We start from the raw sequence: 25,440 nt of genomic DNA, 5'->3' as shown, positions 1-25,440 counted from the left end.
CCACACTGATATTAAAACTTGTCTGGATCGGCATGTTCCCAGTGGATTTTATAATCATCAGGAATATCGCCTTGTAAAAATTGACCTGGGTTAACGTAAGGATAGATTTGATCAAACGATTTGACTTCATCTACCCCAATTCGTCTCATGATATGGGATGGTTTTAAATCACTAGGATTGTTTAATCCCAAGGCTCCAACCATTTCTAAAAAGCTTTTTATCGTATTATTATGGAAATTTGCAACAAGAAATTTTTTTTCATCAACAACAAGACCATACTGAAGACGTTTTTTTTGGGTGGCAACTCCCGTTGGGCAGGTATTGGCATTGCATTGTTTTGATTGTATACATCCTATTGACATCATCATGGCTCTTGCTGAATTACAGATATCAGCTCCAAGGGCAATATTAGTGAGTAAATCAAATCCGTTGGTTACTTTTCCACTACAAATCACGCGAATTTTATCGCGAACACCAGTGCCAACAAGGGCATTATGAACAAAGACCAAACCGGCTTCCAAAGGAGTTCCTATAAAATTGGTGTATTCAACCGGTGCTGCTCCTGTCCCGCCTTCGGCACCATCTATTGTAATAAAATCAGGTAAAATATTTGTTTTCAGCATGGCTTTGCAAATAGCCATAAACTCGTGCCGGCGCCCCAGGCAGAGTTTAAAGCCTACAGGTTTACCATCTGAAAGATCGCGTAGGCGTTTTACAAAATGAAGTAAGCCGACGGGATTATCAAAAGCGGTATGAGCAATTGGCGATAAAACATCTTTGCCCATGGGTACTTTTCTTACTTTTGCTATTTCTTCTGTTAATTTGGCTGCAGGCAAAATTCCACCATGGGATGGTTTTGCACCTTGTGATAATTTAATTTCTATCATTTTTACTTCATCACGGGATGCTTCTTTGATAAATTCATTTTCGTCAAAGTTACCTTGGTCGTCGCGGCATCCAAAATAAGCCGTGCCAATCTGAAAAACAATGTCACCGCCTTGCAAATGGTAAGGACTTAATCCTCCTTCTCCTGTATTGTGATAAAAACCTCCAAGTTTTGCCCCTTTGTTTAATGCCATTATGGCATTAGGCGATAAAGAGCCGAAGCTCATGGCTGATATGTTCAATCGGGAGGCATTGTAAGGTTTTTTACAATCAGGTCCGCCCACATCGATTCTTGGTTCCACTTCACTGGAGTGTTTCGGCGATAGAGAATGGAGTGCCCAAGTATAGCCAACGCTTAGAATGTCTCGTTCCGTTCCGAAAGGAATGGTGTCTCTGACATTTTTTGCGCGTTGATAAATCATGGAGCGGGTTTCTCTGTTAAAAGGAAGCTCGCTTTCATCGGTAGCGATGAAATATTGTTGAATCTCAGGGCGAAGAAATTCCAAAAAATATCTAACGTGACCTAGTACTGGAAAATTGCGTAAAATGGTGTGTTTTGTTTGCAATACATCATAAATCCACAGGATTATAATTGGTATCAAAAAGGCAAAAAACCAGACAATATCCTGCAGCATGGCAAATAGGGCAAAGAGACATAAAAGGATAACTCCAAATCCGATATACCATTGACGTCGCATAGCTAATTCCTTTTAATTGTTTGCTATTAATATCAATAGTATAGGATGGTTTGCCGAGGAATACTTAATTTATCTGCTTATGAATTACTATCCATTTCAGAGCCAACTACCGCTTTATTAATTTTATTTTCCAGAGAAGATATAAATTTCGTCACCTGTAATCGCTGTTGCTCCTGTTCATTTTTACATAGGATTAATTCATGGCCAATGTCCAGAGCAGCAAGCAAAAGGATGTGGAAATTATCCAAATGTTTAAATTTATTTTTGTTATTTTGCATTTTCTCATTAAGTTTTTCTGCGGCGAGCATTAAGCTCACTTCTTCGCCATCAGGACATTTGATCTCATAGATTTTATTTAATAATTTTATTTTACAGAGTTTAATATTGGTCATTATTACGCCTTTGTATTTGCACGGTATTAAGCAAATAGTAGCAATTTTGCCTTAATGCAGCAAATTATGAAAATCATAGGCAGTGAGAAAGTGTAGCAGGTGAACACTGATTCTAAATGGGGTATCATTAGCTATCTTTTTAAATAGGGTTAACTATGTCTTTAGATAATGATTCGCTACATTTACCTGAGTACGATGATTTTGTGCAATCCATTTCTGTTTTAGCATTAACTATGTCCGGTAGCGAATTACACGGGATCATGTGCGGTTATCTATGTGCAGGGGCTGATAGTCAAGGCGAGGCCTACATACGTGCTTTGTTAAATAACAGGAAAGATGAGCAAAGTCGCAATGCGTTGTTATCCCTGTTTTCTGTTTTTTCAATTAGTCAGCAACAAATTAATAATTTTGATTTTGAATTTCAAATGTTATTGCCCGATGACGATGAATCTTTGGTTATTCGTGCTCAGGCTTTTAGTGAGTGGTGTGAAGGGTTTACCCAAGGGTTAACTATCGCAGGAGTTGGAATGGAGCAATTTTATGAAGAGGAATCCCAGGATGCTCTTCAACATCTTATAGAATTCGCAGAGATGGATTGTGAATCGTTGGAAGTAGGCGAGGAAGATGAGCAGGCTCTAATGGAGGTCACTGAGTATACTCGTATGGCAGTACTTCGATTGCACAGTGATTTGGTTTTGCATGAAAGAGAACTTGGAGATTCTGGAACAACCCATTGATCGCAAGTTGATAAGGTATTGAAGTTATTTGCATTTATTGGTTTTAAGGATTGCTCATTTGTTCTATTTATTAAAGTGAAAAGGGAAATTGATATGATAAGCCAACAAGAGTATAAGGCGAGAAGAAAAAAATTAGCTGCGCAATTGCCCGATGATAGTGTTGCTGTAATACCTGCCGCACACGAGGTGCTGCGCAGTGGAGATACTCATTATCGATTTCGACAGGACAGTGATTTTTATTATTTAACAGGATTTAATGAACCTGATGCTTTGCTGGTCATTATTGCGGGTAAGGATAGCCAAAGTATTTTGTTTAATCGCCCAAGAAATCCTGCAGAAGAACGATGGACAGGTAAACGATTAGGCCAGGATAGCGCTTTGCAAGAACTTGGAGTGCAGGCGGCATACCCACTAAGCAGTATTACAGAAGAGCTTCCTAAACTATTCAGCGGAAAATCTGCCATATACTATAACCTCAGTCGTAATTTATCATTGGAAAAAAAAATCAGGCATGTCTTATCTTCACTAAAAGCCCAGGTGAGAAGGGGCATTAAGGCGCCTGAATCTTTATGCGATCTCGAACCTATTCTAAGCGAAATGCGTTTGCTTAAAAGTGATGCGGAATTAGAGTTAATGAGACAGGCAGCCCGTATTTCAGTGGCTGCTCATAAACGAGCGATGCGAGTTTGTCAGAAAATGGAATATGAGTATCAACTGGAAGCGGAATTAATTTATGAGTTTAGCCGTCACGGATGTCGTAGTGTAGCTTATGACCCTATCGTGGGTGGTGGTGCCAATGCCTGCATTCTTCATTATACAGAAAATAACAAACCTTTGCGCCGCGGTGATTTGGTGCTCATTGATGCAGGGGGTGAATATGGGAATTATGCCGCAGACATTACCAGAACTTTCCCGGTAAGCGGTACTTTTAGCCCTGAGCAGAAAATCATTTATGAATTGGTATTGAAGTCACAAAAGGCTGGTATAGCAGCGATTAAACCAGGTCTTCCCTGGAATCATATTCAGCAGACTATTATCAGAATTCTCACTGAGGGTCTTTGTGATATAGGAATTTTAAAGGGCGATTTGGAGGAGCTCATTAAAAATGAAGCATATAAACCATTTTATATGCATAATTCAGGACATTGGTTAGGATTGGATGTGCATGATGTCGGGCGATATAAAATCAATAATGAATGGCGTCCTTTAGAGGCCGGGATGGTATTAACAGTTGAACCAGGACTGTATATCAGTGCAGGGATGGAAGATGTTGATAAACGATGGTGGGATATCGGTGTGCGTATAGAAGATGATATTCTGGTCACCAGGACAGGATGTGAGGTATTGACTGGTGCCTTGCCTGTTAATGTAGATGATATTGAGGCTTTAATGCGTGGCGAATAAAGAGACTGATATACTGATTATTGGCGGTGGTTTGACTGGTGCAAGCTTATCCCTGGCTCTGCAGGGTTTAGGTTTCACTGTTACCTTAGTAGAATCCAGGCCATACAGTGACAAGGTAAATCCTGATTTTGATGCTCGCTCATTGGCATTATCACCTGCAAGTCAACGTATATTGACGATGTTGGGAGTTTGGGAGATTCTCAAGGAATATACAACACCAATTCATATGATTCATGTTTCTGATCAGCATCGCTTTGGGGTTTCTCGTTTGCGAGGCGAAAAAAACAGTCCTTTGGGCTATGTGGTAGAAATGCAATACATCAACAGGGCTTTGAGTATCCTAATCAATAAAGAACACTTGTTAGCTCCAGCGGCTTTAAAATCCATCGATTTTAACAATTCTACTGCCACTGTCGCCCATGGCGACGATATGATTTCTATCCGGGCTCAATTAATTGTCGCGGCCGATGGGACGGAATCGATGACTCGCCACCTCTGTAATCTGCCAGTCAAAATCAAAGATTATGCTCAAGACGCTATTGTCGCCAATGTGGGTCTGATAAAACCTCATGGTAATCGTGCTTTTGAGCGGTTTACGCCTAACGGTCCTCTTGCATTATTGCCTATGATGAATGACAAAATGTCATTGGTATGGGCATCAAAGCCTGAAGAAGCAAAACGGTTAGTGATGTTGAATGATGGTGATTTTTTGCGAGAACTGCAAACTGCTTTTGGGTATAGGTTAGGACGATTTGGTAAAGTAGGAAAGCGATACTCTTATCCCCTGAAACAAGTTTTAATGCCCCAGCAAACCAAATGGCCTGTTGTTTTTGTTGGTAATGCCGCTCACACTTTGCATCCAGTTGCGGGTCAGGGGTTTAACTTGGGTTTAAGGGATATTGCGGCTTTGGCACAATGCATCAGCCAAAAGGGATTAAATCCACAGATGTTGGAGCATTATTTGAAATTACGAGCACATGATCAGCAAATGATCACCTGGCTAACAGACGGTTTGATACATCTATTTACCAGTCGTTTACCCGGTATGGGAATAGCGCGTAACCTTGGGTTGCTGGCACTGGATAATATACCGGCACTAAAAAATTTATTAGCGCGATATGCGCGGGGGTTTGGCGGAATTACTCCTGATTTGGTTTGTGAAATTGCATTAAGCGCAGGAGAATTTCAATGAGCCAACATTTTGATGTACTTGTCATTGGAGGCGGGATTGTTGGCTTGACAGCAGCTTTAGCTATGGCCCAACGCCATTATACTGTTGCTGTTATTGATGCAGGGACATTGATGGTCAATACAGACAAGAGTGATTTGCGTGTTTATGCCATCAATAAGGCATCAAAAATGCTATTAAATGAATTAGGCGCATGGCAACACCTGGATGATACTCGAGTCGCTCCTTATAATAAAATGCATGTATGGGATGGTGTGAGTGGCGCATATATTGATTTTGATTCTCGCAGTATTGCTGAGCCAAATTTAGGGGCAATTATTGAAGAATCAATCCTAAAACAAGCTCTATTTCGTCAAATATCATTAGAATCCAAAATTAGTTTATTTCCTCAAAGTGTAATAGACGAGGTGTGTAATTTAGAGCAGAGCATCAAGATCTCCGGCCAAAATACTGCCTGGGAAGGACAGTTATTGATGATCGCTGATGGCGCTAACTCCCCTATGCGCCATAAGCTCAAGGTGGATGTAACCAGTTGGTCGTATGAGCAGCAAGCGATAGTTGCGACCATAAATAGTGAGAAATCGCATCGAAATACGGCTTTTCAAGTATTTAATCCCGATGGCCCTTTGGCGTTTTTGCCATTATCTAATCCCAATCAGTGTTCTATCGTATGGTCAACTCATCCTGATAACGCAATGAGCTTGAAATTACTTGATGATAATGAATTTAGCAGGGAATTGACTAAGGCATTTGGAAGTGAGCTAGGGCAAATAAAGGTGGTAAGCGGTCGCCATCAATTTCCTTTACAAATGAGACATGTCAAGCAATATGCAGGGCATCGCTGGTTATTGCTTGGTGATGCAGCCCACACTATTCATCCATTAGCCGGTCTTGGGTTAAATGTTGGTCTGGCCGATGTGAAAAGCTGGATAAACTGTCTGGAAATGGGTAGAAGGGAATTGACATCAAATAAAATCTTGAGGGCATACCAAAGGGAACGGAAGTATTCTGTGTGGCAAATTATTTTACTTATGGAGGGATTTAAAAGATTATTTGGAACCGCCGCCTCTCCCGTTACCTCATTACGCAGCCTCGGATTGCGGGCATGCAATGAATTTATCCCGATTAAACGATTATTTATGCGCCAGGCTAGTGGTTTATAAGTAATTTTTTACCAAAATAAGTCATTTTTTTTTGCAATAGAGATGTTGCTTAATTTTTAGTTAATAATTGGAGTGTATAATTTTTTCGCTAACCTAAAAAACTCTCCGAGGTTTTTAAATCACTTATTCTTATTTCTGAAGTTTTTTAGGTTGCCTATCATTCCTGAGAGGTTAAGCAATGAACAGATTAAAATTTTTTTCCAAATTTCACAATGCGTTACTTAAATTTGAATCCAGCATTTCTAATTTAGGCGATCCTCTGGTTGGATTTAAAATCAAGGAATTACAGACTAAAAAAATATTGGTTCGGGCTGATGGACGTAGTTTAGATCATTTACACAAATTAGGTGGTTTGCCACAACGCGTTGAAAGCGAGAAGTTGGAAAAGGTTCGTGTTACCGATGTAGAAAGATACCAGAAATTTAATCTGAATCCATTTGGATGGGGTGCCTGTGCTTCTACAGAGGATTTACGAAAATTCCTGGAAACCTATCCAGAATTAACCAAACAAGCATGGGTTCATAAATTTTATGGAAGTTCAACTTCACTTCTTACTCTAAAGTCTGAAGTAGGAATAGGATGTGGTGAGCATGACGGGGAAAAAGAAGAACTCGTTGTCGATAGTGTCTCATTTGAGCAAATAATTGCATCAACTTGCCCAAAATACAGGGAAAAATACCTTGATGGGGGAGTGGTTCCCAATGCTATGAAGGATTTTAACCCCAAGGTCCCAGAAACCATGAAACTCGGCGATTTCAGTTCGGAAAAAAGCACTTTGGAATGGTTATTGATAAATGATTGTGAGGAAGAGTTTGCCAAGCTTTGCAAAGAAGTATACGGAGATACCCCTCTTAAAATTTTGTTGATGCGATTTGAGGGAGATAAGTATCTTGCAGACGCCGTAACTTATTATGCAAAGGAATCTTCATCATCCCCTAGGGTTTAATGCTTGATGAGGGTTGTGGCATAGAATTGGCTGTCAATTCAACGCCATGGTCCTTATTTATTTGTGCTTCAACATGATGAGATGGCTCTAAAATAAGCGGATTCATATGATGTACTTGGTCAAAGCGGATGGAACTATTATTTCCAATCATTGATTCAACGCTACCATATCCCCACTCATTTCCGGTTAGAGCAAACGCATCTGAAGGGTTAATAGCGGCAGGCAGATATTTTTCAATTTCTTCTTCACGAAACTCCAGAACATCGCGGGTGCTTTGATACACTTTGGTAGAACCATCATAGTCTTCAAAAATTGAATCAAACTGTTCTTGCTGAATTTCATTAAAAATGGGAAATTCAATTTTTGCAATCCATGGAAATTGGTGTTCAGTTAACAGTTTTTTATAAGCCCGTAAATAATAAGGAAAAATCATGTGTTGTATATCATAACCGCAATCAATTTTTGCAAAAAAACCCATTCCAACTGCAGTGGCTTTAAGCAAGGCCGCTTTTCCAGTTTCTTTTGCTGTTTGATTTACTGATGCCAACAGTAATGAAACGTCTTCCAGTTGATAGCGAAAATAAGCTTCAGATAGGAAGATAATAGCATTGGATTTGCTAAAGCTGGGATAAAAACCACCTGAAGAAAATCTTGCCAGATAAGGAAACCCCAAACGAATGCGAGCCATCACCTTGTCGGTATCATACTCACCCAACTCCTTTTTAGCCTCATCAAACTGAATGGGTAAACCATCATGCAAATGGCTAAAGAGTGGTGAATCAATTATCTTTTGTACAGGATCTAATAGAAATAAACGATAATGGAGGTAATTATTTTCAAAAGAAGGACCCGCTAGAGAAAAAATACTCACTTTAATTGGTTTTCGATAGGGTAATAATGGATTAGTTGACGGATAACCTCCAGATGCAGTGACCAGGCTGTGCGAAGAAACAACTTTCTTACTGCCTGTTAACCTTTCTATGGGGGATAATAATTCAGGATGTCCTACCGGGATTTTCTCGAAATATCCTGCTTCGTTCGGGAAAGGTAATCCATTTTGAAAATATCCGCTCTTATCTCCTGATACATCAACGGCCGTTATTTTAGTTAATGCCTCATTAATCTTTTGAGTGTCGGGAAGATATTTCTGATTAGCAAATACTCTGACAGAGGATTGGGTTTCTCTTAACTCATCTATGGAAAATTTTTTATCGAGGCCACTGTTTTTTAATTGTGTTTCAAACCAAATTTTAGGGGGGGTAGCTTTCATCGGTCTTGATGCACGTGTGAAAAATGAAAAAAATTTAGACCGCATAAGAAATCTCCCTAACAAATTTGGTATGCCAGCATTGCTCTGTTAATGATTTGCACTAAAGATGGACTTTAAACAAAATTTAATTCTCTCGTTTTCATATGCAGAAAGGGAGGGAAATTCTATTAATAAGACAATTAAAACCATCTGTTGTTTTATTATATTTCATTATGAGTCAAATTAAAACTTATGTTTTAAAAATTGTTAGTCGATTTATTTGCTAAATGTATATATTTTGCAATAATGCAATTTATTGATGATTTGAATGGAGAGTGCATGTTTGGACGATTATGGTTGCGTGCAGTTGGGCACCCCTCGACTCTTGACTTGTCAAAGATGGTTTTGGGTCGCATGCCTGCGGAGGCTACCTTTGAATCTGTAAAACGAGAGTTTGAACAGGAACTTCGTCGAGTTGGGTTGAAGCGATTTCAAGAAAACATTCATGCTGAGCAACTGATTTTGGAGCAATTATTAAAACAGCGGGAAGAGATGACAAAAAAAATTGATGAAAAATGTCTGCGCCCTGCATTACAGCGATCTGCGAACGGATACGATGTAACAGGATTATATTGGAGCAGGATTCAAGGGGATCTGGCAAAAATTCAGTCTAAAAAAGAACGTGTCGAGTTGGATGAAAGGATCGATTGGCTATGTGCTCGTCGCCGCTTTTTAAAGGAACGGAATAATTTGTCTCTGGATAAAGAACCAGATCATTCTGCTTCCCCCGCGCTTTAGCGTGCAAATTCTTTGCGGCAAAAACTTACTTTATCTGAAGTTGACTCTTTTCCACTTTCTTTAAAACGGGCTTCAATCGTTCTATAACGCTTTAGCCCGCCCTCGCGGTTGGCTATTTGTATATTTAATCCTGGTCTGGCATTCAATTCCAGCATTAATGGGCCATGGTCTTTATCAAGTACAATATCAACTCCAAGATAACCCAAACCAGTTAGCTCATAGCAACTGGAGGCTATTTCAAGAATTTGATTCCAATAAGGTACTTCGATGCCTACGATGGGATTTAGCGTGTCGGGATGGTAGTCTATGGTATCATTTTGAAACACGCCGCCAAGCGTTTTTCCTGTTGCAAGATCAACGCCAACGCCAATTGCTCCTTGATGTAAGTTGGCTTTTCCCCCGGATAGGCGGGTGGGAAGCCTTACCATGGCCATTGCAGGATAGCCTAGTAAAGTTATAATACGGATATCGGGTATGCCTTCATAGCTGACTTCTGCAAACACGGGGTCGACAACAACTCGTTTCTCAATGATAGCATAATCTGAAGACCCGCCAAGACTATAAGCTCCAGATAGCAAGCAAGATAAATGGTAACTCAGTTCCTGGACGGTGGTAAGCTTACCATTAATTTGCCGATATCGGCCGTAAACTTTATCCTTAAACACCAGTATCCCATCACCGCCTGAGCCTCTGGCCGGTTTTACCACAAAATCATTATAACTCGCAAATCGGGCTTCTATTGATTTGATTTGTTGCTCAGTTTCAATGATGTCATATAAGGCAGGAACTGCAATTCCCGCTTTTAAGGCCAGCTTTTTGGTTTTGAGCTTGTCATCAACCAAAGGGAATAACTTTCTTGGATTGTATCGTAATACAAAATCTGTATTCCGCTGGTTAATGCTTAAAACCCCATGATTTTTCAGGCGTCTAAACAGGTTAATCATTCTATCGCACTCGCAAGTGATTTAAAGCGTTTTAATTCGACTAAACGATAGCCGCGATATTGACCGAACCATAAAATCAAGGACAAAAGCACGAGAAGTAATTCGGGAAAAGCAAAGACCAAATATTGCAAGGGTTCATAACTCATTGCCCCATAAGAAATAACTGCTGCGGCAAGACTGCCAATTCCTGATTTTATTGCTTCGGAAGCTCCTCGCTCATCCCACGTGATGCACATGCGTTCGATAGTCATGGTTAAGATGACCATAGGGAATAATGCGACAGACATCCCGGTATCCAGACTAAGATTTTGGCATAGAACACTAATAAAGATCATTAACAGAATCACTACAGTGAGAATGGCTGCAAGTCTTGGGACTAGCAGCAGTCTTAATTGATCCAGATAAAAACGGGCTAATAGGCCAAAAGAAATAATAATGACGAATAAAGTAATACCCCACGCTACGTGAGTCTCTCTAAAGGCGAGTGCAATCAAGACGGGCATAAACGTGCCAAAAGTTTTAATGCCTATAAAATTACGTAGTATTAAAATGATGAATGCTCCAATAGGAACAGTTAACAAAATTTTATAGATCCCTTGTACATTGACGGGGAGCTGGAGTAGGGAGAAGCGTAAGAGTTGAGAGTCCGCTAATCCCCTCGATTTGGCTACACTTAAGGCATTAATAGGTGTTGGTGATACAGTTAATGAAAACTGGGCTCTATTGCCACCGACAACATTAAATAGAGGACCGTTCCCATATTGCCAAATAAGAAACTCTTTTGGCAAACCGGCACTGCCTGTTTTGGGGTTAATGTAAATCCAGTTTTTTCCGTTAAAAACGGTGAGCAAGGATTTCAAATCGGCCTTTTTTTGTTGGTTTAGATAAATCCCCTGGACTCTAATGGCTGGAATCTTTGATTGATTGAGAATCAAAATAGTGGCATTGATAATATTTTCATCATTGAACTCGTTTCCAACTAAAAGCTTCGCATTACCATCTTTTTTGTTTAACTCTTTAATCGTGCTTTGAGCAAATGTTTGAATATCCGCCGATGTGGATCTCACTTGATTGGTAATCGTTTCAACGGCTGATTTTTGACTATCATTCAAAGGTTGTGATTTGATTACTGAAGGTTTTGGCAAAGAAGACTCATCACTGTCCGTTTGACGGAAGATTGCTCTATAATAAAGTGATTGAGGACCATTACCACGCCGTATAGACCATACGGTTTCTCTATTGGAACCATTTAAATTGGTTGTGACGCCATAATTTCTGGACACAAAATATTCATCGAGTATGGCAAAATTGGGAGGCAGGTAAGGGATATTAAAACTTGCCTTTATCGGTGTATTTTTATCAGCGCTAAAACGTAGATTGGATTCAACCATCCAGCTATTGATCGTTTCAGTATCGGTCAGAGGGACATCCAGAACGATATGCCTATATAAAAAAATACCTGATCCTAAAACCATTAGAGTGAGGATCAAACCATAAACATGACGTTTGTTATTTTTCATTGTTCACTGGGCTCTTGGATTTAGTTGTGAAAGTAAGGGCAGGGTCAACGGCTCCATTAAAATCAATAATGGCATCTCTTCCCAACAATAAGGGATAGAGGAATCGTTTCCTGTTGGTTAAGTTGACTTTAATTGTTCTGACTTTATCGCCAAGTTTGATATTAAGTAAGACTACCGGTCTCTTGATGGGTGTTGTTCTTAACAATCCCGGATTGGCTTCACTCGACCTTACTTTAATTTTTACTTTACCCACGTACTCTCCTTCAAAGGAGTAATCACCGGTTTTAGTTGGAACGGTAAAGCGCAAATAAGGAACACCCTTTTTTTCAATTTCTGTGATATTTATGGCATGTAATGATGCTGATTTAGCACCTGTATCAAGCTTTGCGGATAGAGTGAGGTTTTGATCGATTAATGTGGCTTTCTCTACGTAGCCATAGATTTGAGCTTCACTGTTTGCCATAAGAGATCCTGTCAGTAGTGACATCAACATAAAGAGAACAAATTTTGATCTCATTTAATCCTCATATTGGGTTTTATTTTGGTGCAATATCGTAGCAGGTTTAAGGCATAAGTCACAGTCTGAGAGAGAATTTAATACAATTTTTTTATTTTTTTTTAATAATTTTGGCAAAAGGATGTGTTATGATGAAGGGTTTGAGGTCATTGTTGTATTTTTTTAATTCAGGATGAAAGCTTAATTGACATCAAGTCTAATTATGCATACAATAGCGCCCAATCTTAGCTGATAGCCCCATACCTATACATGCCTCATGCGAGTGATGAAAATCAGGCTTCCAAGCCTACTGATTTAGTTTTCATTTTAGCAATTGCTGGACGTATCGACGCGCAAAGTCGAATTCTCGCTCAAGAACTTGATAAAAGTCGCATTGTATATTATGCCTACGCTGTTTTGGATTCTCTAAGTTCTTCATACAGCATGTTCAAATATTTTTTTGATCTGTTTGCCTCTCCTAATGATAACGATGCAATGCATGAATTTTTAAATTCTCCGGCAGGCCTTATTACGATTACAGTTGAGTCTGTATTTTTAGTCACCTTTTCTTTTTTAGCCTGTCAATTTGAGAATGAAAAAGAAGATTCCTATAAAAAATTTATTGCTAGTGCCTGGCCCTATTTTCGTGACGTCATGAAAGGCTTGAAAAATGCTTACAAAGGCTGGAGAAGTGCTGTTGTTGCATTCAGTTTAATTGGAGGGGTGGATGCAAAATTTCTTATTCTTCCAATGGGAGTGATTTTGGGGGTATTTGCTGCAGCCAATAGATTTTGGATACGTAGCATGCTGGAAGATCGCAAAACAATGATGAGTGCGAATATAGCGCTTCTTATGGAGATAAAAAAATTAATTTCTTTATCTCATGAGGAATCCCTCTCTTATTTAAAGCGAATCAAATACCAGACCATGCCAACTCGTAATTTTGCATTCTGGGCTGTTGCTGCAGGTGGGCTTCTTGATGGTTTATATCTCTATGTTGGCGTATTGGGTCTGGCTGTATTGTCACCGCAGCTGCTTACGGCAATGGCTCTTATTTGTGTCTTTTATACGGTGGCTTGCGTCATTACACGTATTTATGAGGAATATGATTTCCAGTTGAGATTATTAATCACCCAAACCAAATGTCAATTGGCTTTAATTACTAAAGAACTGGAAACTCATTATGCCAGATTACTCTTCTTGCAAGAAAAACATGATCTAAGCAAAGTTGATCAGGAAGAACTCAAACGACTAAAAAGTTTAGTCCATAATTTAATAACCCAATTTGATGACAAGCGTAAGTTACTATCTCAACAATCGAACCGCACTTATTTGTCCTCTGCTTTATTGGGGATGAAAAATGGATTATACGCTTATGGTGCCTTGGCAAGCGTTTTGTTTTTAGTGGGTTCTATTTTAGTGTTGGTTGGTATTTCTTTTCCCCCTGCTTTGCTTGTCGCCAGCATTATTTTAGGCCTGGTGCTGGTTCTTGGTTTCACAAGCCATTCTTTGGTGACTAATTATTGGCATCAGAAGAAGCAGGACACTCAAAAGCAACGTCCATATGAGCGATTGATCGAATGGAAAAATAGTCTTAATGATGAACTTAATAAGGCTGAACTGTTGGAGCCTGAAGAGTTTCATGCATTACTAAATGATGGATTATCTTTAGACCCTTCACCACAATTTTTCTTTCAAGAATGGTTTGAGGTTTTGCGTTCCTTATTTTCCGGATTCGGTAAGGGGCAAAAATTTGTTGATTTTGCCGGGAGTTCATTACAAGAAATGGGTGAGGATGGTCATTATCGTGATACTCCTGTTATGTATGTGTTATCAGCCTTTAGTGCTTTATTGTTTGGGGTGACTCTGGCTTTGAGAGCTTTAGCCAAAGGATTGGGACGAACCCCCTTAGCCCAGCAGGCTAAGCTGACGGATGACAGCAAAGAAACGTCGGTTAACCCTGAGATAACAAAGGAAGTTATTCATAAAACCGAAGAACAAAGGGAATCAATCCAATATGCAAAGTGCCGGACTGATTCCCCAGGGCGTGCGGATTCTCTGTCTTTATTCGGTATATTTGAAACCAAAACTAAAAAAAATCAATCTAATTATCCTACAATTCCCCACTCCAAAAGCGAGTCAGCATTAAATCAATTAATACCTAGTCAGAGCAGTACAATTCTGGGTTTAGCTTAGGATCATTATACATCTTAAATTGATGGTAGACTCTGAACGTACGTGTTTTAGCTCGTACCTCATTAAGCAATTCATCAAGGCACAAAGCCAATTGATTTAATTGTTGTTGTATGATTTCCAGTTTTTGTGCGCAGGCCATTTTATGTTCTATGCTCACATCCTGGCGTTTTGTTTGTAAGTCCATATGATATGATTTCAGTGATAAAATAGATAACCTGTCAATAATCATTCCAGGCGACTCGGAATTGACGGGGCAATTAGTATGGTTTTCAGGTTCTAGTGCTTTATAAAGCCATTCATCCATTGCTTCCATGCGGTTATTCCGTTGTTGATTGTAGGCATCTATTTCTCGCTTGGCTTGGTAAACAAATTCAAAGCCCATATCATCTCGGCGTGCCTTGTCTTCTGCATGCCATAATTGGAAATTAAAAGCATGATTTTCTTCTACAAGTTGAAGGAATTGTTTATGTTGATACTCTATACCATTGGTTTTCCAATGTATGATGCTCGTTTTGTGAAGATTAGTGATAGTTGATGTATCAAAATGTTCTTGCATGTCATATCCTGCAGATTAATTTGGATTGTACCTTTTTCATAACTTGAATTCGACTGCTTTGAACTATATCTCATAAATTGAAGATCAATATTTTATGAGAGATCGGCTCAATTGGCATTAGTTTAACCTGAATCCTGGAATTGAATCCAGTTTAGCGTTTTTTGAAATGGCTGGTGAATTGTCTGTGATAATATCATCCTAATCACTAAAATAGGTATTATAGATTTCCAAATAAGTCCCGTCTTTTTCTATTTGCAATAAAGCCTGATTGATTTTCATAATGAGAGGTGCTTTATTTTTGAGGGCTAATATTCCATAGCCATTACCTATAGGAATTGGATCTCCTACTAATTTTAACTCGGTCAAGGAGTTGCTCATCGCATATTTGGCTGCATTCGAATTAAGTACTACTCCCTCGATTTGCTTATTTGACAATGCAATAGCCATATCAGGGATTTTGGAAAATTGTACCAGGTCAAAATAATCCTGAAAATGTTCTGCAAGGAGGCTACCATACAAAGTGTATTTTAAAGTGCCGACTTTTTTACCTTTCAGATCTGCTAAACTATTGATGTCATTGTTAGCTTTCAGGGTTATCACCTGTGCATTGCTCGGTAAATAGGGAAGACTGAATATATAATTGGTGTCAACGGTGGGTACGATTGGAGTAGGTGCCAGCATAATATCAAGCTTCCCTTGGTTAAGATTGGTATATAGCTGTTGAATATTCATGCCCTTGTATTGGCATTCCATTTCAATGATCTTGCAAATGGAATTCATCAAATCGATGTTGAATCCAAAATAGATCTCTCCTCCTCCTCCAGATCTTGATACAAATGGGGGCGCAAATTCCGGAACACCAATAATGAGTGGCTTTCCATAGGCGCAGAAATTTAAAAAGATCAAAAGAATGAACATGAATCGTTTCATGTTTTAAGTCCATTTAGGATGTACTTAAAATTTAGGAGGAGCAATCGATTTTGTCAAATTGAAATCAATATGTATTTTAATTGATGTTTTTATTTGTTTTTTGCCAGCCAACGATCCAGGGCATTGGCAAAATTTGTTTTTTCTTTTGCACTTAAAGCAGAGGGGCCTCCTGTGCGCTCTCCGGCTGAACGCAATTGTTCATTAATATCTCTAAGAGTGAGGCGCTGTTTGATATTATTGGCTGTAAATAATTCTCCTCTTGGACTCATTGCTAACCCTTCCTTAACTATTACTTCTGCAGCCAAAGGGATATCTGCTGTAATCACCAAATCTTTTGCTTTCATATGGCTCGTAATATAATGATCTGCGCGATCATAGCCTTTTTCTACAAGAACAGAACTAATAAATGGTGAATTTGGATAAACAAGGTAGCAATTAGCTACCAGGATAAGGTTGGTATTGGTTCGTATAGCAGCACGAAAGAGGACATCTTTTATCATTTTCGGGCAAGCGTCGGCATCAACCCAGATCGTCATTTGGTATCCTAAAGTTTTCAAATCAATGGTTTAAGGGTATAGTAAAACCATTATCCTTTTAAATCCCTATTGGAGAAAGGATTATTTTAGGATGTTAGGGAAGTGTCGTAATGAAGCGGTTAATAAATACAATAAAAGGACAAATTCAACAGATTCCCATTCCTGACTTGAAACATTTGTTGTTAAGTCACTTTAAAGAAGATGCTTATGATTTAACAGAACTTTTTTGTCAAAAAATCCCGGCTCAGAAAAATCAATTATCGCGTAATAGCCCTGTCTCTTTTAGATTACCCACTTCGTTATCTGTTCTTGCAATGGTTTTGCCTTATGTTCCTAATCCGCTGCACCAAGAGTTATTAGAGCAGTTGTCGACCGTATTAGATTCAATAAGAGAGACCGAAACCATTGTTGATAATCAATTGGCAGAGAGATGTACGGAACAATTGAATTATTATAGTGATGCAAAACCTATCATTATCGCGTTGAAGGAACGAGGAGCCAAGGATTTAATTCAGATATTGGAACAAGCCGATGAGCGCAGTTTGTTAGCTTTTTCTTACCTGGCTAAAGACACCGATTTAAATGTTTTGATTGAAACTTTTTTAGTTAAAAGCACACATGACTTGGACTTGGTCAATAGAAACCATTTGGTTCAATTTTTGCGTCAACCTGATTTGGCAGGATGGTTAACCCGTTTTCTTGATTCATTAATCGGTGAATCTGTCAATGCTCTCTCAATTCGATTATTGTTGACTTTGACCGCACCTGTGAAAGCGATTGATAGATTAAAGGAGGCTAGAGCCTGTCTTGCCCAGTATCCTTTTTCAATACATTTACAAGCCATGTGGGGTGTATTTGATTTTTATCAGTATGAATTAAAAAGAGATTTATTTTCTCCTGAAAGCCATTTAGTCATGCTGCTCCTGCATGATTTATTAAAGAACTCGGAATTAGACAAACAAAAGGAGTTTTTTCAAGGATTAAGTCAGGAAACAGTGCTTTTGATCATTGACTATTGTTTAGCGGAATATAACAAAACGACAGGGGAAGAGAAGCAGCATTGTAAAAACTTGCTTACCAAGCTATGTTCTGTGTTTTCAGATTTAAGCCAGGACTTCTTGGTTAAAATAAGAACGAGAATTAACCGGTTGGATCCCTGTCTCTTTGATACCCCTCAGTTATATCAATTGGCATCCGATTTAATGACTAAATCATGCAATTCAGGAAAGGAGCTGTTAGTCAGTTCTCCAATCGCTGTATTGTTATCCATGCCGCAATTTGTTGAGGTTTGCACACCTAAGGTTTTAAAACAATTAATTGAAAGGTATGGCCTGTATACCTTAACGATGAATCAGATGGACTACAGGATAGACCTGTTTTTTAAAGAACATGCTCCGTACTTTGATGAAATCAATGAGCATATGGCTCAGATTGAGCGTAATCTGCTTACTCATCCGGAAACTCAATCATTTTGGTTGGATAAAAAATACAGCTTATTACAGTTTAGAGTCGAGAGCAGTAAAAGCGCTTTGCTCCATCAAATGGAATGTTTACTGGAGGCGGACAAGGAAGGAAATGAGGTAAAAAATAAAGGATTAGATACTTTATATCGTTATTACATCTTGAATTATCCTAACTTACGCTCCGATTTATCCCTTAAAGCGATAAATCACATTTATTCTCAGTTTTTTATTAAGGGGAATACTGAAACCGAGGCTCGGAACGGGTTACTTCACTGGTTAAAACAAGATTTTCATTTAGATAAGTTACCCAAAAGATTAGACAGAAAAAAAGAAATTTTTTTATATAACTCTGCCGGGAAGAAGATTGGATTTCTAAATGAGTCTAATGTCGCCATGACTTTTGTGAATGAAGAAATCGTATTATTAACGCGAACGGGCTCCATGGATATCAATGAGCCTTTGTATGATCAAGAGGGTTTGATTCTAGGGTATTTAACTGAAGAGAGTTATCTAAGAAGCGAGAGTGAAACACACAAAAATGCTGCGGCATGGGTCTTGAGTGGTTTGTCCAAAAGTGATTTGGAAAACTCCTCTTTTGGATTGCAGTTGTTATTACGCAATGTATTATTCGAAAACTCGATAGGGGTATTATATCAATGTGACCTCATTTGTTCTGATGCCAATAAACGTATATGGTTGAATAATAAATTATTAAAAGAAATACAAGAGGCTCCAGGAGAAATCCCTGCGAGTGTTTTATATCCATTACTTGATCATTTTGATGATGAAACCTTATTTGAATTATTAGGAGCCATAAGGAACAAAACCAATGCACTTGAGCTTTTTCATTATATTTTAAATCGAGATTCCAGGCGTTCTATTTTGCTGAATGGCTTGTATGAGTCTGATTTTCAGAGATTTTTGGAGCATCAATGCGCTGATATTTGTTTGGCAGATTATTTGGTTAATTACTATGATAAATCCTGGTTTTCAGAAGGTTTAGTACGGTTTGCTTACTATGGTAAAAAATATAAAAAGCCAGACCTTCTAAGTAATGCTTTGACTTTTATTACTAAAGAAGTTTCTCAGGATAAGAAGCAAGAGAAAATCTGTGATGCGGTTTTGGAGCGTTTAATAAATTCTGAAGCCTGTGCTGCATTAGTGTTAAAAGAGTTTCTTGGTGACAGGACTCATAACTCAGTCCAGAGGGTAAGTAATCCAGAAATTGGCAAAGTAAGCCGGTTTTTTAATAAGCAGCATATAGTCTCCCTTTTTGCCCAGTTAAATAAAACTTCTTATTGGGAGCAAAATGCGCAGTATAAATTGGCATTACATATTTTGGCTAATCAACATGGCCGCCTTTTTTCTGAAAATAATTTTAATCCCGGTTCTACTCAGGCCTGGCAAGGCAAGGAATTAAAAGAACTGGCCTGTTTTATAAGCAGGCATTTAAGCAAGAAACGTCCTTTTGATAATAAGCATGATATTGGGCATCGTGTTTTAGGTGAGCTCATCTTTAGATGCGCAAATTTGGGGATAACGTCATTATTTTATACGCGAAAAACGTTGAATCGTGCAATAACCCGATTGTCATTCACAGAACCTTTTTTAGTCAGGATGGTGGATAAATTATGGATGCCTAAAGGAATCAGGGAACTTTATGGAAAATCTTTGTTTTTTAAGGGTTCCTGGTTTGATGATCCGGTTTTTTTACAAAAGGAATTAAAGGATCATCATGCTCTGCTGGACTGGAGCCATTTTATTAAGCAAACCTGGAATAAAAGGGATAAACAGAAGAAGTCACCCGTCCTATGTGCTTATTTGCTAAGTTATACTGGCCAGAAGAAGGAATTATCCCGGTTACTACAGGAGTATTTTAATTCTTTTCAAGGAGTGCCAGATTATATTAGGCCAGTCAGTCAATTATTAAGGCTTTTTCCTCAACGCGATGTGTCTGCAGTGATATACGATGTGTTGGAGGCTGAAATAATAAAAAAACCGCAGTTATTAGATCGGCAGATTTTAAGTGACATGGCATTTTATTATGGAAAACAGTTGACCAGGAAGAATACCAGTTTCCCACAGGCCGATATTAATTTATTAATGTATTGGGGCCAGAATAAATATTATTCTGTAGTAAAAAGAGGGTGTGAACTATTAATCAGGGATTGTGAGGATAAAGAGGTAAAGCAACGGCTGGGTAGTGCTGCCAAAGAAGCGGAAGTGGAACAGGATTTGAGCTCCAGTTTGCAAACATTTTATTTTGGATTAATTAAATTTTTTAAAAGATTATGGCATTATGGTTTTAATGCGGAAAACAACTCTTCAAAAATTATAAAGTTTTGTGATGATCCCACTCCTGGCCCTACTCGCAAACAAGCAGGAGACTTCATCAATGCACCTGCTACAGAAAGCCAGACAAATTCCCGGTATTTAGGTTTTTCTGAAAAACGCAAGCAGTTAATCAATCTTTTAGCTACTATTAAACGTAGTCCGGCACACTTCTCACAAGTAGTAAATTATTTAGACCGAACTCAAACATTCTTTGGGGAACAATCCAAACAGTCGACTGAGTATAATACTCCTGTAATATCAAGTACCGTTAAAAGTATAATGTAGAATTATCACTTATAGGGCGTTTGTACTTTCATATTCGTTTTGTTAGTCAGGTACATTGAAAGCATTAATCAATCCTGCTATAGGACATGTCAATGATTATCAATGGAAGTCTTATATTAGTAGGGATATTATAAGGGAGTTTATCTTACATCAATTGACTGAAGCAGATAAAAATAAGTATTAGATTTTATTTACAAGAAACCGCAGTCATGGACTGTAATGGATGTAGGTATTGATGCTAGATTTACTAGTGAAGATTGAATAACTTGTAGTTATATAAAAATTATGAGGTGAATCATGAGAATTTTGCTCTCTTTATATCTTTTATTACTTTCAACAGGGCTTTTTGCAGAATCCACTTTTCCTGATGGCTGTCGGGCTGTACCTGTACAAGGTCAATCAGTGACATTAAAAGCAAAGAAAAATAAGTTGGTGTTTATTCACAATGTGACCAATTTGGATCTATGGATTACTCATCCAGTCACAGATCCTGGGGCCAGTGCTGGTTGGACAAGTCGATTACAGGCTGGTAAATGGTCAGCTTTGGTAGTGGACAAACCTGCCTTTATTTTAAATTGTATAGAATCAAGGCCAGGACATGAACAACAAATACCCTGTGAAAATGCTATTGCCGTGTGTCAATGGAAAGGGGTAAAAATACCGGCAAGCGATCAAGGCACTTTCTGGGTAGCGGAAGACCTGTCATTAGCAGCGTTAACTGCCGCGGTTGGTGGAAGAGGGTTTGTATTACCTGAGAAGTAATTTATCGATGACAATCCTGGGCATGGCTATCGATTCTATGCTGCAACAAGTCATATCAATTTTCATTACAAATCAAGATGGCCGCTAATACGGCCATCTTGAGCCTTTGGCAAATAGTTTAGCCAGCTGTCATGCTTCTCAATCTTGATTCCTTATTAAAACTTAAAACGTTAATGATGGGCTATATGAGATTAGGCGATATAAAACAAATCCTATGAGGACTTCTTGCCTTGTAAGATTGGAAATAAGATAAATAAAGAGCGTTTTATGCAGAATTGTCCGATACTTGACAGCATATCCTTGCTAGTTATAGTGATAAATGGTAGAACAGGACTAAAGAGGTTTTAGTCATATGAAGTTTGAAGAGAAAAATGGTGAAAAGTGAGTAAAAAATCCAAAGATCCCTTTTATAAGAGGGAGCGTGAAAAATACGCCGAGCCAATTCCAAGCCGGGAATACATCATGGAAATCCTGGATGAATACGGTAGGCCTATGTCTCGCAGTAAACTGTTTGATAAATTGGATTTGAGCTCTGAGAGCCAGCAGGAATCCTTAGGTTTTCGGTTGAAGGCCATGCTGCGTGATGGCCAAATCATGCAGGACAGGCGTGGACGCTTTTGTTTATTACAAAAAATTAATTTATTGCGTGGGACTGTTCAAGGCCATCCTGATGGTTTTGGATTTTTCATCCCGGATGATGGTTCTGAGGATATGGTGCTCTCTGCTAAAGAAATGAGGGCTGTCATGCATGGCGATGTGGTGCTTGCCTATCAATCTGGGTTGGATAGGAGAGGAAGGCCAGAAGCTAAAATCCATGAAGTCCTGGAACATGCTAATGCCACGGTTGTAGGTCGATTTTTCACTGAGCATGGCGTGAATTTTGTCATTCCTGATAGCAAACGTCTGACCCAGGATATTTCAATTCCCCAAGAATTCATTGGCGATGCCAAAAATGGCCAAATAGTGCTGGTTGAATTAATCGCATACCCTAACAAGCGTTCGCAAGCTATTGGCAGAGTAATCCATATTTTAGGGGAACATATGGCCCCTGGCATGGAAATTCAGGTAGCAATCCATGCCCATGGCATTCCTTTCGAATGGCCAGACGATGTTCTTGCAGAAGTGGCTAAAATTCCACAACAAATTTCCGAGGAACAATTAAGGGGTCGAACCGATTTGCGTAATCTTCCTTTTGTAACCATTGATGGAGAAGATGCAAAAGATTTTGATGATGCTGTGTATTGTTACAAAAAGCCCAAAGGCGGCTTCCAACTGTATGTTGCTATCGCAGACGTCAGTCATTATGTGGCCAAAGATTCTGCTTTGGATAAAGAAGCGGCAAGGCGAGGAAATTCAGTTTATTTTCCCGGTAAGGTAGTGCCCATGCTGCCGGAAGCCTTATCTAATGGTGTTTGCTCATTAAATCCCCATGTTGATCGATTATGTATGGTGGCTGAATTATCGATTAGCCAAGAGGGAAAAATATCTCGCTCTCGTTTTTATCGGGCAGTCATCCATTCTCATGCTCGTTTGACCTACACGGCAGTTGGCAAGTGGTTGGAACAAGGTAAGGCAGATGAAAAACATCAAGCCTTGTGGCCTATGCTTGAATCTCTTTATGATTTATATCATGTTCTGCTCGACACCCGTAAACTTAGAGGTGCTATGGATTTCGAGACCACGGAAACTCGAATCGAATTTGATGAAAACAAGAAAATAAAATGTATCGTGCCTGTAATACGCAATGACGCACATAAATTAATCGAGGAATGCATGTTGGCAGCGAATGTTGCAACAGCAAGATATTTAGAAAAAGCTGAAATTCCTACTTTATATCGAGTTCATGCGGCTCCCGAAGAAGATAAAATTACTGCATTGCGGCAGTTTTTAGGTGAGCTGGGATTGTCATTAGGAGGAGGAAGAAAACCTGGGCCTAAGGATTTTCAGCGTACTATGAACATGATTGGTGACCGACCGGAGAAGCATCTTATTGAAACGGTAATGCTGCGTTCTTTAAAGCAGGCTCAGTACGTTGAATCGAATGAAGGTCATTTTGGTTTGGCTTATTCCGCTTACACGCATTTTACATCACCAATCAGAAGATTTCCCGATTTGTTAATTCACAGAGCAATAGGGCATTTGCTGGATAATCATCCTGTTTATGAGTTTGAGTATAGTCATGAAGATATGAATCGTTTGGGTAAACATTCCTCCATGACGGAGCGCCGTGCTGATGAAGCAACTCGGGAAGTGATTACCTGGTTAAAGTGCGAGTATATGCAAGACAAATTGGGACAGGTGTTTAAAGGTCGAATATCCGCTGTGACCAGCTTTGGTATTTTTGTGGAGCTCGATGAAATTTATGTAGAAGGCTTGGTTCATGTCACTTCTTTAAAGAATGATTATTATACGTTTGACTCTGCAAAACATCGTTTAATAGGGGCTCGCGGCGGTCAGGTTTATCGTTTGGGAGATAGAATGACCGTGTTGGTAGCTCGTGTTGATTTAAACGAACGTAAAATAGATTTTGAGCCTGTCGAGGATGAAGTTTGTAATGAATGAGCAGTATGTTTACGGGTTGCACGCAGTTTCTGCATTATTAGCAAACCCGCATCGAATGATAAAAAAACTCTTTGTTAATCAAGACAGAATAGATAAAAGGCTTCATGAATTTTTAGTCAAGGCAGAAAGCGCCCATGTCCCTATTGAAAAGCTAAGCGCGCAAAAAATGAATCAGCAGTTTCCCGAGTTTACGCATCAGGGGGTTGTTGCACTTGCTTCGGCATTACCCGAATACGGTGAAAGTGATCTGATTACTTTATTAGAAAGAAGTAAAAAACCTGTATTGATTCTTATTCTGGATGGGATTACAGATCCCCATAATTTAGGCGCTTGTTTGCGATCAGCTGATGCAACCGGTGTTGATTTTGTTGTGATTCCTAAAGATAAAAGTGCGAGCATTACTCCCGTTGTCAGTAAGGTGGCGTGTGGGGCTGCTGAATCGATTCCCTTGGTGAGAGTCACTAATTTAGCAAGGGCTATGGACATTTTAAAACAACAGGGCGTCTGGATCTTTGGAGCAGCTGGCGAAGCAGAGCATTTACTTTATGCAATGGATTGTTCTGGAAACATCGCTCTTGTCATGGGAGCAGAAGGAACCGGGTTAAGAAGATTGACTCGCGAGCATTGCGATGGATTGTTTTCTTTGCCTATGATGGGAAGTGTAGAGAGTTTAAATGTGTCAGTGGCGACTGGTGTTTCATTGTATGAAGTAATTAGGCAAAGAGGGCTATTTCGTGAGTGAATTAAAAATCAAAGCAGCTAAAGCAGCTATAGCTTATATTGAAGATGATATGGTAATAGGTGTTGGAACCGGCTCTACAGTTAATTTTTTTATAAAAGAATTAGCTGCAATCAAACATAAGATAGAGGCTTGTGTCGCCAGTTCAAAAGCAACCGAAGCATTGCTTCGAGAAGAAGGTATTCCTGTAATTGATTTAAATTCAGTACAGGATTTACCTGTCTATGTTGATGGCGCTGATGAAGTCAATGAGCGCGGTGAAATGATAAAGGGGGGCGGAGGAGCCCTGACTAGGGAGAAAATTGTAGCGAATGTAGCTACCCAATTTATCTGTATTGTTGATGAATCCAAGACTGTGAAGCGTTTAGGAGAGTTTCCCGTTGCTGTGGAAGTCATTCCAATGGCCCGTAGTTTTGTTGCACGACAAATTGTTAAATTAGGGGGAGACCCTGAATACAGAGAAGGTTTCGTTACTGATAATGGTAATATTATTCTGGATGTGTTTAATCTGAATTTCTCAACACCTATGGCCTTGGAAGACAGTCTTAATGTAATCCCGGGTGTTGTTGAGAATGGAGTGTTTGCCAAACGTTTGGCAGATAAAGTGTTAGTGGCTTCAGCAAGTGGTGTGAATAATTTAAAATAGTCGACTTGTA

General features: G+C 39.1%; 21 protein-coding genes. 12 read left to right on the top strand and 9 right to left on the bottom strand.

What is annotated here, in order from left to right:
* Positions 1 to 11: 11 nt before the first annotated feature.
* A complete protein-coding gene (locus CC34_RS0104360; RefSeq protein WP_028378836.1) occupies positions 12 to 1,583 on the bottom strand; it encodes an FMN-binding glutamate synthase family protein in 1,572 nt (523 codons plus the stop codon).
* Between the two features lie 77 nt (positions 1,584 to 1,660).
* Positions 1,661 to 1,975, bottom strand: a complete 315-nt coding sequence (locus CC34_RS0104355; protein WP_028378837.1) for a cell division protein ZapA — start codon at positions 1,973 to 1,975, stop codon at positions 1,661 to 1,663.
* 155 nt (positions 1,976 to 2,130) lie between these two features.
* Between CC34_RS0104355 and CC34_RS0104350 the strand changes: the two genes are divergently transcribed.
* The 5 genes from CC34_RS0104350 to ceg3 all read left to right on the top strand — a co-directional run bounded on the left by CC34_RS0104350 (position 2,131) and on the right by ceg3 (position 7,414).
* On the top strand, positions 2,131 to 2,712 hold the full coding sequence (locus CC34_RS0104350) for a UPF0149 family protein (RefSeq protein WP_027228037.1): 582 nt from the start codon (positions 2,131 to 2,133) through the stop codon (positions 2,710 to 2,712).
* 93 nt (positions 2,713 to 2,805) lie between these two features.
* Positions 2,806 to 4,116 carry a Xaa-Pro aminopeptidase gene (gene pepP, locus CC34_RS0104345; RefSeq protein ID WP_028378838.1) on the top strand — a complete coding sequence of 437 codons (1,311 nt, stop codon included), beginning with the start codon at positions 2,806 to 2,808 and terminating at the stop codon, positions 4,114 to 4,116.
* Positions 4,106 to 5,308 carry a 2-octaprenyl-6-methoxyphenyl hydroxylase gene (ubiH, locus tag CC34_RS0104340; protein WP_028378839.1) on the top strand — a complete coding sequence of 401 codons (1,203 nt, stop codon included), beginning with the start codon at positions 4,106 to 4,108 and terminating at the stop codon, positions 5,306 to 5,308. Before pepP ends, ubiH begins: the two co-directional genes overlap by 11 nt.
* Entirely contained in the window at positions 5,305 to 6,468 is a 1,164-nt protein-coding gene (locus CC34_RS0104335; protein ID WP_028378840.1) for a UbiH/UbiF/VisC/COQ6 family ubiquinone biosynthesis hydroxylase, read from the top strand. Before ubiH ends, CC34_RS0104335 begins: the two co-directional genes overlap by 4 nt.
* A 178-nt stretch (positions 6,469 to 6,646) precedes the next feature.
* Positions 6,647 to 7,414, top strand: a complete 768-nt coding sequence (gene ceg3 / locus CC34_RS0104330) for a Dot/Icm T4SS effector Ceg3 (RefSeq protein WP_027228041.1) — start codon at positions 6,647 to 6,649, stop codon at positions 7,412 to 7,414.
* On the opposite strand, the gene CC34_RS0104325 is transcribed toward ceg3, so the two are convergent.
* Positions 7,404 to 8,729 carry a lpg0081 family Dot/Icm T4SS effector gene (locus tag CC34_RS0104325; protein WP_027228042.1) on the bottom strand — a complete coding sequence of 442 codons (1,326 nt, stop codon included), beginning with the start codon at positions 8,727 to 8,729 and terminating at the stop codon, positions 7,404 to 7,406. The genes ceg3 and CC34_RS0104325 overlap by 11 nt on opposite strands.
* A 273-nt stretch (positions 8,730 to 9,002) precedes the next feature.
* Here CC34_RS0104325 and CC34_RS0104320 point away from each other — a divergent pair, with 273 nt between their 5' ends.
* Complete coding sequence (locus CC34_RS0104320; protein WP_027228043.1) at positions 9,003 to 9,461, top strand: hypothetical protein; 459 nt, start codon at positions 9,003 to 9,005, stop codon at positions 9,459 to 9,461.
* On the opposite strand, the gene CC34_RS0104315 is transcribed toward CC34_RS0104320, so the two are convergent.
* Genes CC34_RS0104315 through CC34_RS0104305 form a run of 3 tightly spaced genes read right to left on the bottom strand, consistent with a single transcriptional unit; the run spans position 9,458 to position 12,442 of the window.
* Complete coding sequence (locus tag CC34_RS0104315; protein ID WP_027228044.1) at positions 9,458 to 10,405, bottom strand: alpha-L-glutamate ligase-like protein; 948 nt, start codon at positions 10,403 to 10,405, stop codon at positions 9,458 to 9,460. The genes CC34_RS0104320 and CC34_RS0104315 overlap by 4 nt on opposite strands.
* Positions 10,402 to 11,925: an inactive transglutaminase family protein gene (locus CC34_RS0104310; RefSeq protein WP_027228045.1), complete on the bottom strand. Its 1,524-nt coding sequence runs from the start codon at positions 11,923 to 11,925 to the stop codon at positions 10,402 to 10,404. Before CC34_RS0104310 ends, CC34_RS0104315 begins: the two co-directional genes overlap by 4 nt.
* On the bottom strand, positions 11,915 to 12,442 hold the full coding sequence (locus tag CC34_RS0104305; RefSeq protein WP_027228046.1) for an ATP-dependent zinc protease family protein: 528 nt from the start codon (positions 12,440 to 12,442) through the stop codon (positions 11,915 to 11,917). The genes CC34_RS0104310 and CC34_RS0104305 overlap by 11 nt, the downstream gene beginning before the upstream one ends.
* A gap of 249 nt (positions 12,443 to 12,691) precedes the next feature.
* Between CC34_RS0104305 and CC34_RS0104300 the strand changes: the two genes are divergently transcribed.
* Complete coding sequence (locus CC34_RS0104300) at positions 12,692 to 14,617, top strand: hypothetical protein (protein ID WP_027228047.1); 1,926 nt, start codon at positions 12,692 to 12,694, stop codon at positions 14,615 to 14,617.
* Here CC34_RS0104300 and CC34_RS0104295 read toward each other — a convergent pair.
* The 3 genes from CC34_RS0104295 to CC34_RS0104285 all read right to left on the bottom strand — a co-directional run bounded on the left by CC34_RS0104295 (position 14,583) and on the right by CC34_RS0104285 (position 16,639).
* Positions 14,583 to 15,173 carry a DUF4254 domain-containing protein gene (locus CC34_RS0104295; protein WP_027228048.1) on the bottom strand — a complete coding sequence of 197 codons (591 nt, stop codon included), beginning with the start codon at positions 15,171 to 15,173 and terminating at the stop codon, positions 14,583 to 14,585. The genes CC34_RS0104300 and CC34_RS0104295 overlap by 35 nt on opposite strands.
* A gap of 198 nt (positions 15,174 to 15,371) precedes the next feature.
* Positions 15,372 to 16,103: a transporter substrate-binding domain-containing protein gene (locus CC34_RS0104290; protein WP_027228049.1), complete on the bottom strand. Its 732-nt coding sequence runs from the start codon at positions 16,101 to 16,103 to the stop codon at positions 15,372 to 15,374.
* Positions 16,104 to 16,192: 89 nt separating this feature from the next.
* Positions 16,193 to 16,639 carry a YaiI/YqxD family protein gene (locus tag CC34_RS0104285; protein ID WP_027228050.1) on the bottom strand — a complete coding sequence of 149 codons (447 nt, stop codon included), beginning with the start codon at positions 16,637 to 16,639 and terminating at the stop codon, positions 16,193 to 16,195.
* A gap of 110 nt (positions 16,640 to 16,749) precedes the next feature.
* Between CC34_RS0104285 and CC34_RS0104280 the strand changes: the two genes are divergently transcribed.
* From CC34_RS0104280 to rpiA, 5 genes are all read left to right on the top strand, one after another.
* A complete protein-coding gene (locus CC34_RS0104280; RefSeq protein ID WP_028379194.1) occupies positions 16,750 to 20,721 on the top strand; it encodes a hypothetical protein in 3,972 nt (1,323 codons plus the stop codon).
* A gap of 297 nt (positions 20,722 to 21,018) precedes the next feature.
* Positions 21,019 to 21,483: a hypothetical protein gene (locus CC34_RS0104275; RefSeq protein WP_027228052.1), complete on the top strand. Its 465-nt coding sequence runs from the start codon at positions 21,019 to 21,021 to the stop codon at positions 21,481 to 21,483.
* Between the two features lie 381 nt (positions 21,484 to 21,864).
* On the top strand, positions 21,865 to 24,045 hold the full coding sequence (rnr, locus tag CC34_RS0104270) for a ribonuclease R (protein WP_028378842.1): 2,181 nt from the start codon (positions 21,865 to 21,867) through the stop codon (positions 24,043 to 24,045).
* On the top strand, positions 24,038 to 24,787 hold the full coding sequence (gene rlmB / locus CC34_RS0104265) for a 23S rRNA (guanosine(2251)-2'-O)-methyltransferase RlmB (protein WP_027228054.1): 750 nt from the start codon (positions 24,038 to 24,040) through the stop codon (positions 24,785 to 24,787). Before rnr ends, rlmB begins: the two co-directional genes overlap by 8 nt.
* Positions 24,780 to 25,430, top strand: a complete 651-nt coding sequence (rpiA, locus tag CC34_RS0104260; RefSeq protein ID WP_028378843.1) for a ribose-5-phosphate isomerase RpiA — start codon at positions 24,780 to 24,782, stop codon at positions 25,428 to 25,430. Before rlmB ends, rpiA begins: the two co-directional genes overlap by 8 nt.
* Positions 25,431 to 25,440 lie beyond the last annotated feature (10 nt).

Origin of the sequence: Legionella pneumophila subsp. fraseri (assembly GCF_000586315.1) — a bacterium.
Classification (GTDB): Bacteria; Pseudomonadota; Gammaproteobacteria; order Legionellales; family Legionellaceae; genus Legionella; species Legionella pneumophila_B.
The sequence above is the reverse complement of the archived record's forward strand: the minus strand, read 5'-3'. Positions and strand labels throughout refer to the sequence as shown.

Bases quoted from the DNA above. Each gene is read 5' to 3' on its own strand.
- CC34_RS0104360 (WP_028378836.1), bottom strand. From the start codon at position 1,583: ATGCGACGTCAATGGTATATCGGATTTGGAGTTATCCTTTTATGTCTC.
- CC34_RS0104355 (WP_028378837.1), bottom strand. From the start codon at position 1,975: ATGACCAATATTAAACTCTGTAAAATAAAATTATTAAATAAAATCTAT.
- CC34_RS0104350 (WP_027228037.1), top strand. From the start codon at position 2,131: ATGTCTTTAGATAATGATTCGCTACATTTACCTGAGTACGATGATTTT.
- pepP (WP_028378838.1), top strand. From the start codon at position 2,806: ATGATAAGCCAACAAGAGTATAAGGCGAGAAGAAAAAAATTAGCTGCG.
- CC34_RS0104335 (WP_028378840.1), top strand. From the start codon at position 5,305: ATGAGCCAACATTTTGATGTACTTGTCATTGGAGGCGGGATTGTTGGC.
- ceg3 (WP_027228041.1), top strand. From the start codon at position 6,647: ATGAACAGATTAAAATTTTTTTCCAAATTTCACAATGCGTTACTTAAA.
- CC34_RS0104325 (WP_027228042.1), bottom strand. From the start codon at position 8,729: ATGCGGTCTAAATTTTTTTCATTTTTCACACGTGCATCAAGACCGATG.
- CC34_RS0104320 (WP_027228043.1), top strand. From the start codon at position 9,003: ATGTTTGGACGATTATGGTTGCGTGCAGTTGGGCACCCCTCGACTCTT.
- CC34_RS0104315 (WP_027228044.1), bottom strand. From the start codon at position 10,405: ATGATTAACCTGTTTAGACGCCTGAAAAATCATGGGGTTTTAAGCATT.
- CC34_RS0104310 (WP_027228045.1), bottom strand. From the start codon at position 11,925: ATGAAAAATAACAAACGTCATGTTTATGGTTTGATCCTCACTCTAATG.
- CC34_RS0104305 (WP_027228046.1), bottom strand. From the start codon at position 12,442: ATGAGATCAAAATTTGTTCTCTTTATGTTGATGTCACTACTGACAGGA.
- CC34_RS0104300 (WP_027228047.1), top strand. From the start codon at position 12,692: ATGCCTCATGCGAGTGATGAAAATCAGGCTTCCAAGCCTACTGATTTA.
- CC34_RS0104295 (WP_027228048.1), bottom strand. From the start codon at position 15,173: ATGCAAGAACATTTTGATACATCAACTATCACTAATCTTCACAAAACG.
- CC34_RS0104290 (WP_027228049.1), bottom strand. From the start codon at position 16,103: ATGAAACGATTCATGTTCATTCTTTTGATCTTTTTAAATTTCTGCGCC.
- CC34_RS0104285 (WP_027228050.1), bottom strand. From the start codon at position 16,639: ATGACGATCTGGGTTGATGCCGACGCTTGCCCGAAAATGATAAAAGAT.
- CC34_RS0104280 (WP_028379194.1), top strand. From the start codon at position 16,750: ATGAAGCGGTTAATAAATACAATAAAAGGACAAATTCAACAGATTCCC.
- CC34_RS0104275 (WP_027228052.1), top strand. From the start codon at position 21,019: ATGAGAATTTTGCTCTCTTTATATCTTTTATTACTTTCAACAGGGCTT.
- rlmB (WP_027228054.1), top strand. From the start codon at position 24,038: ATGAATGAGCAGTATGTTTACGGGTTGCACGCAGTTTCTGCATTATTA.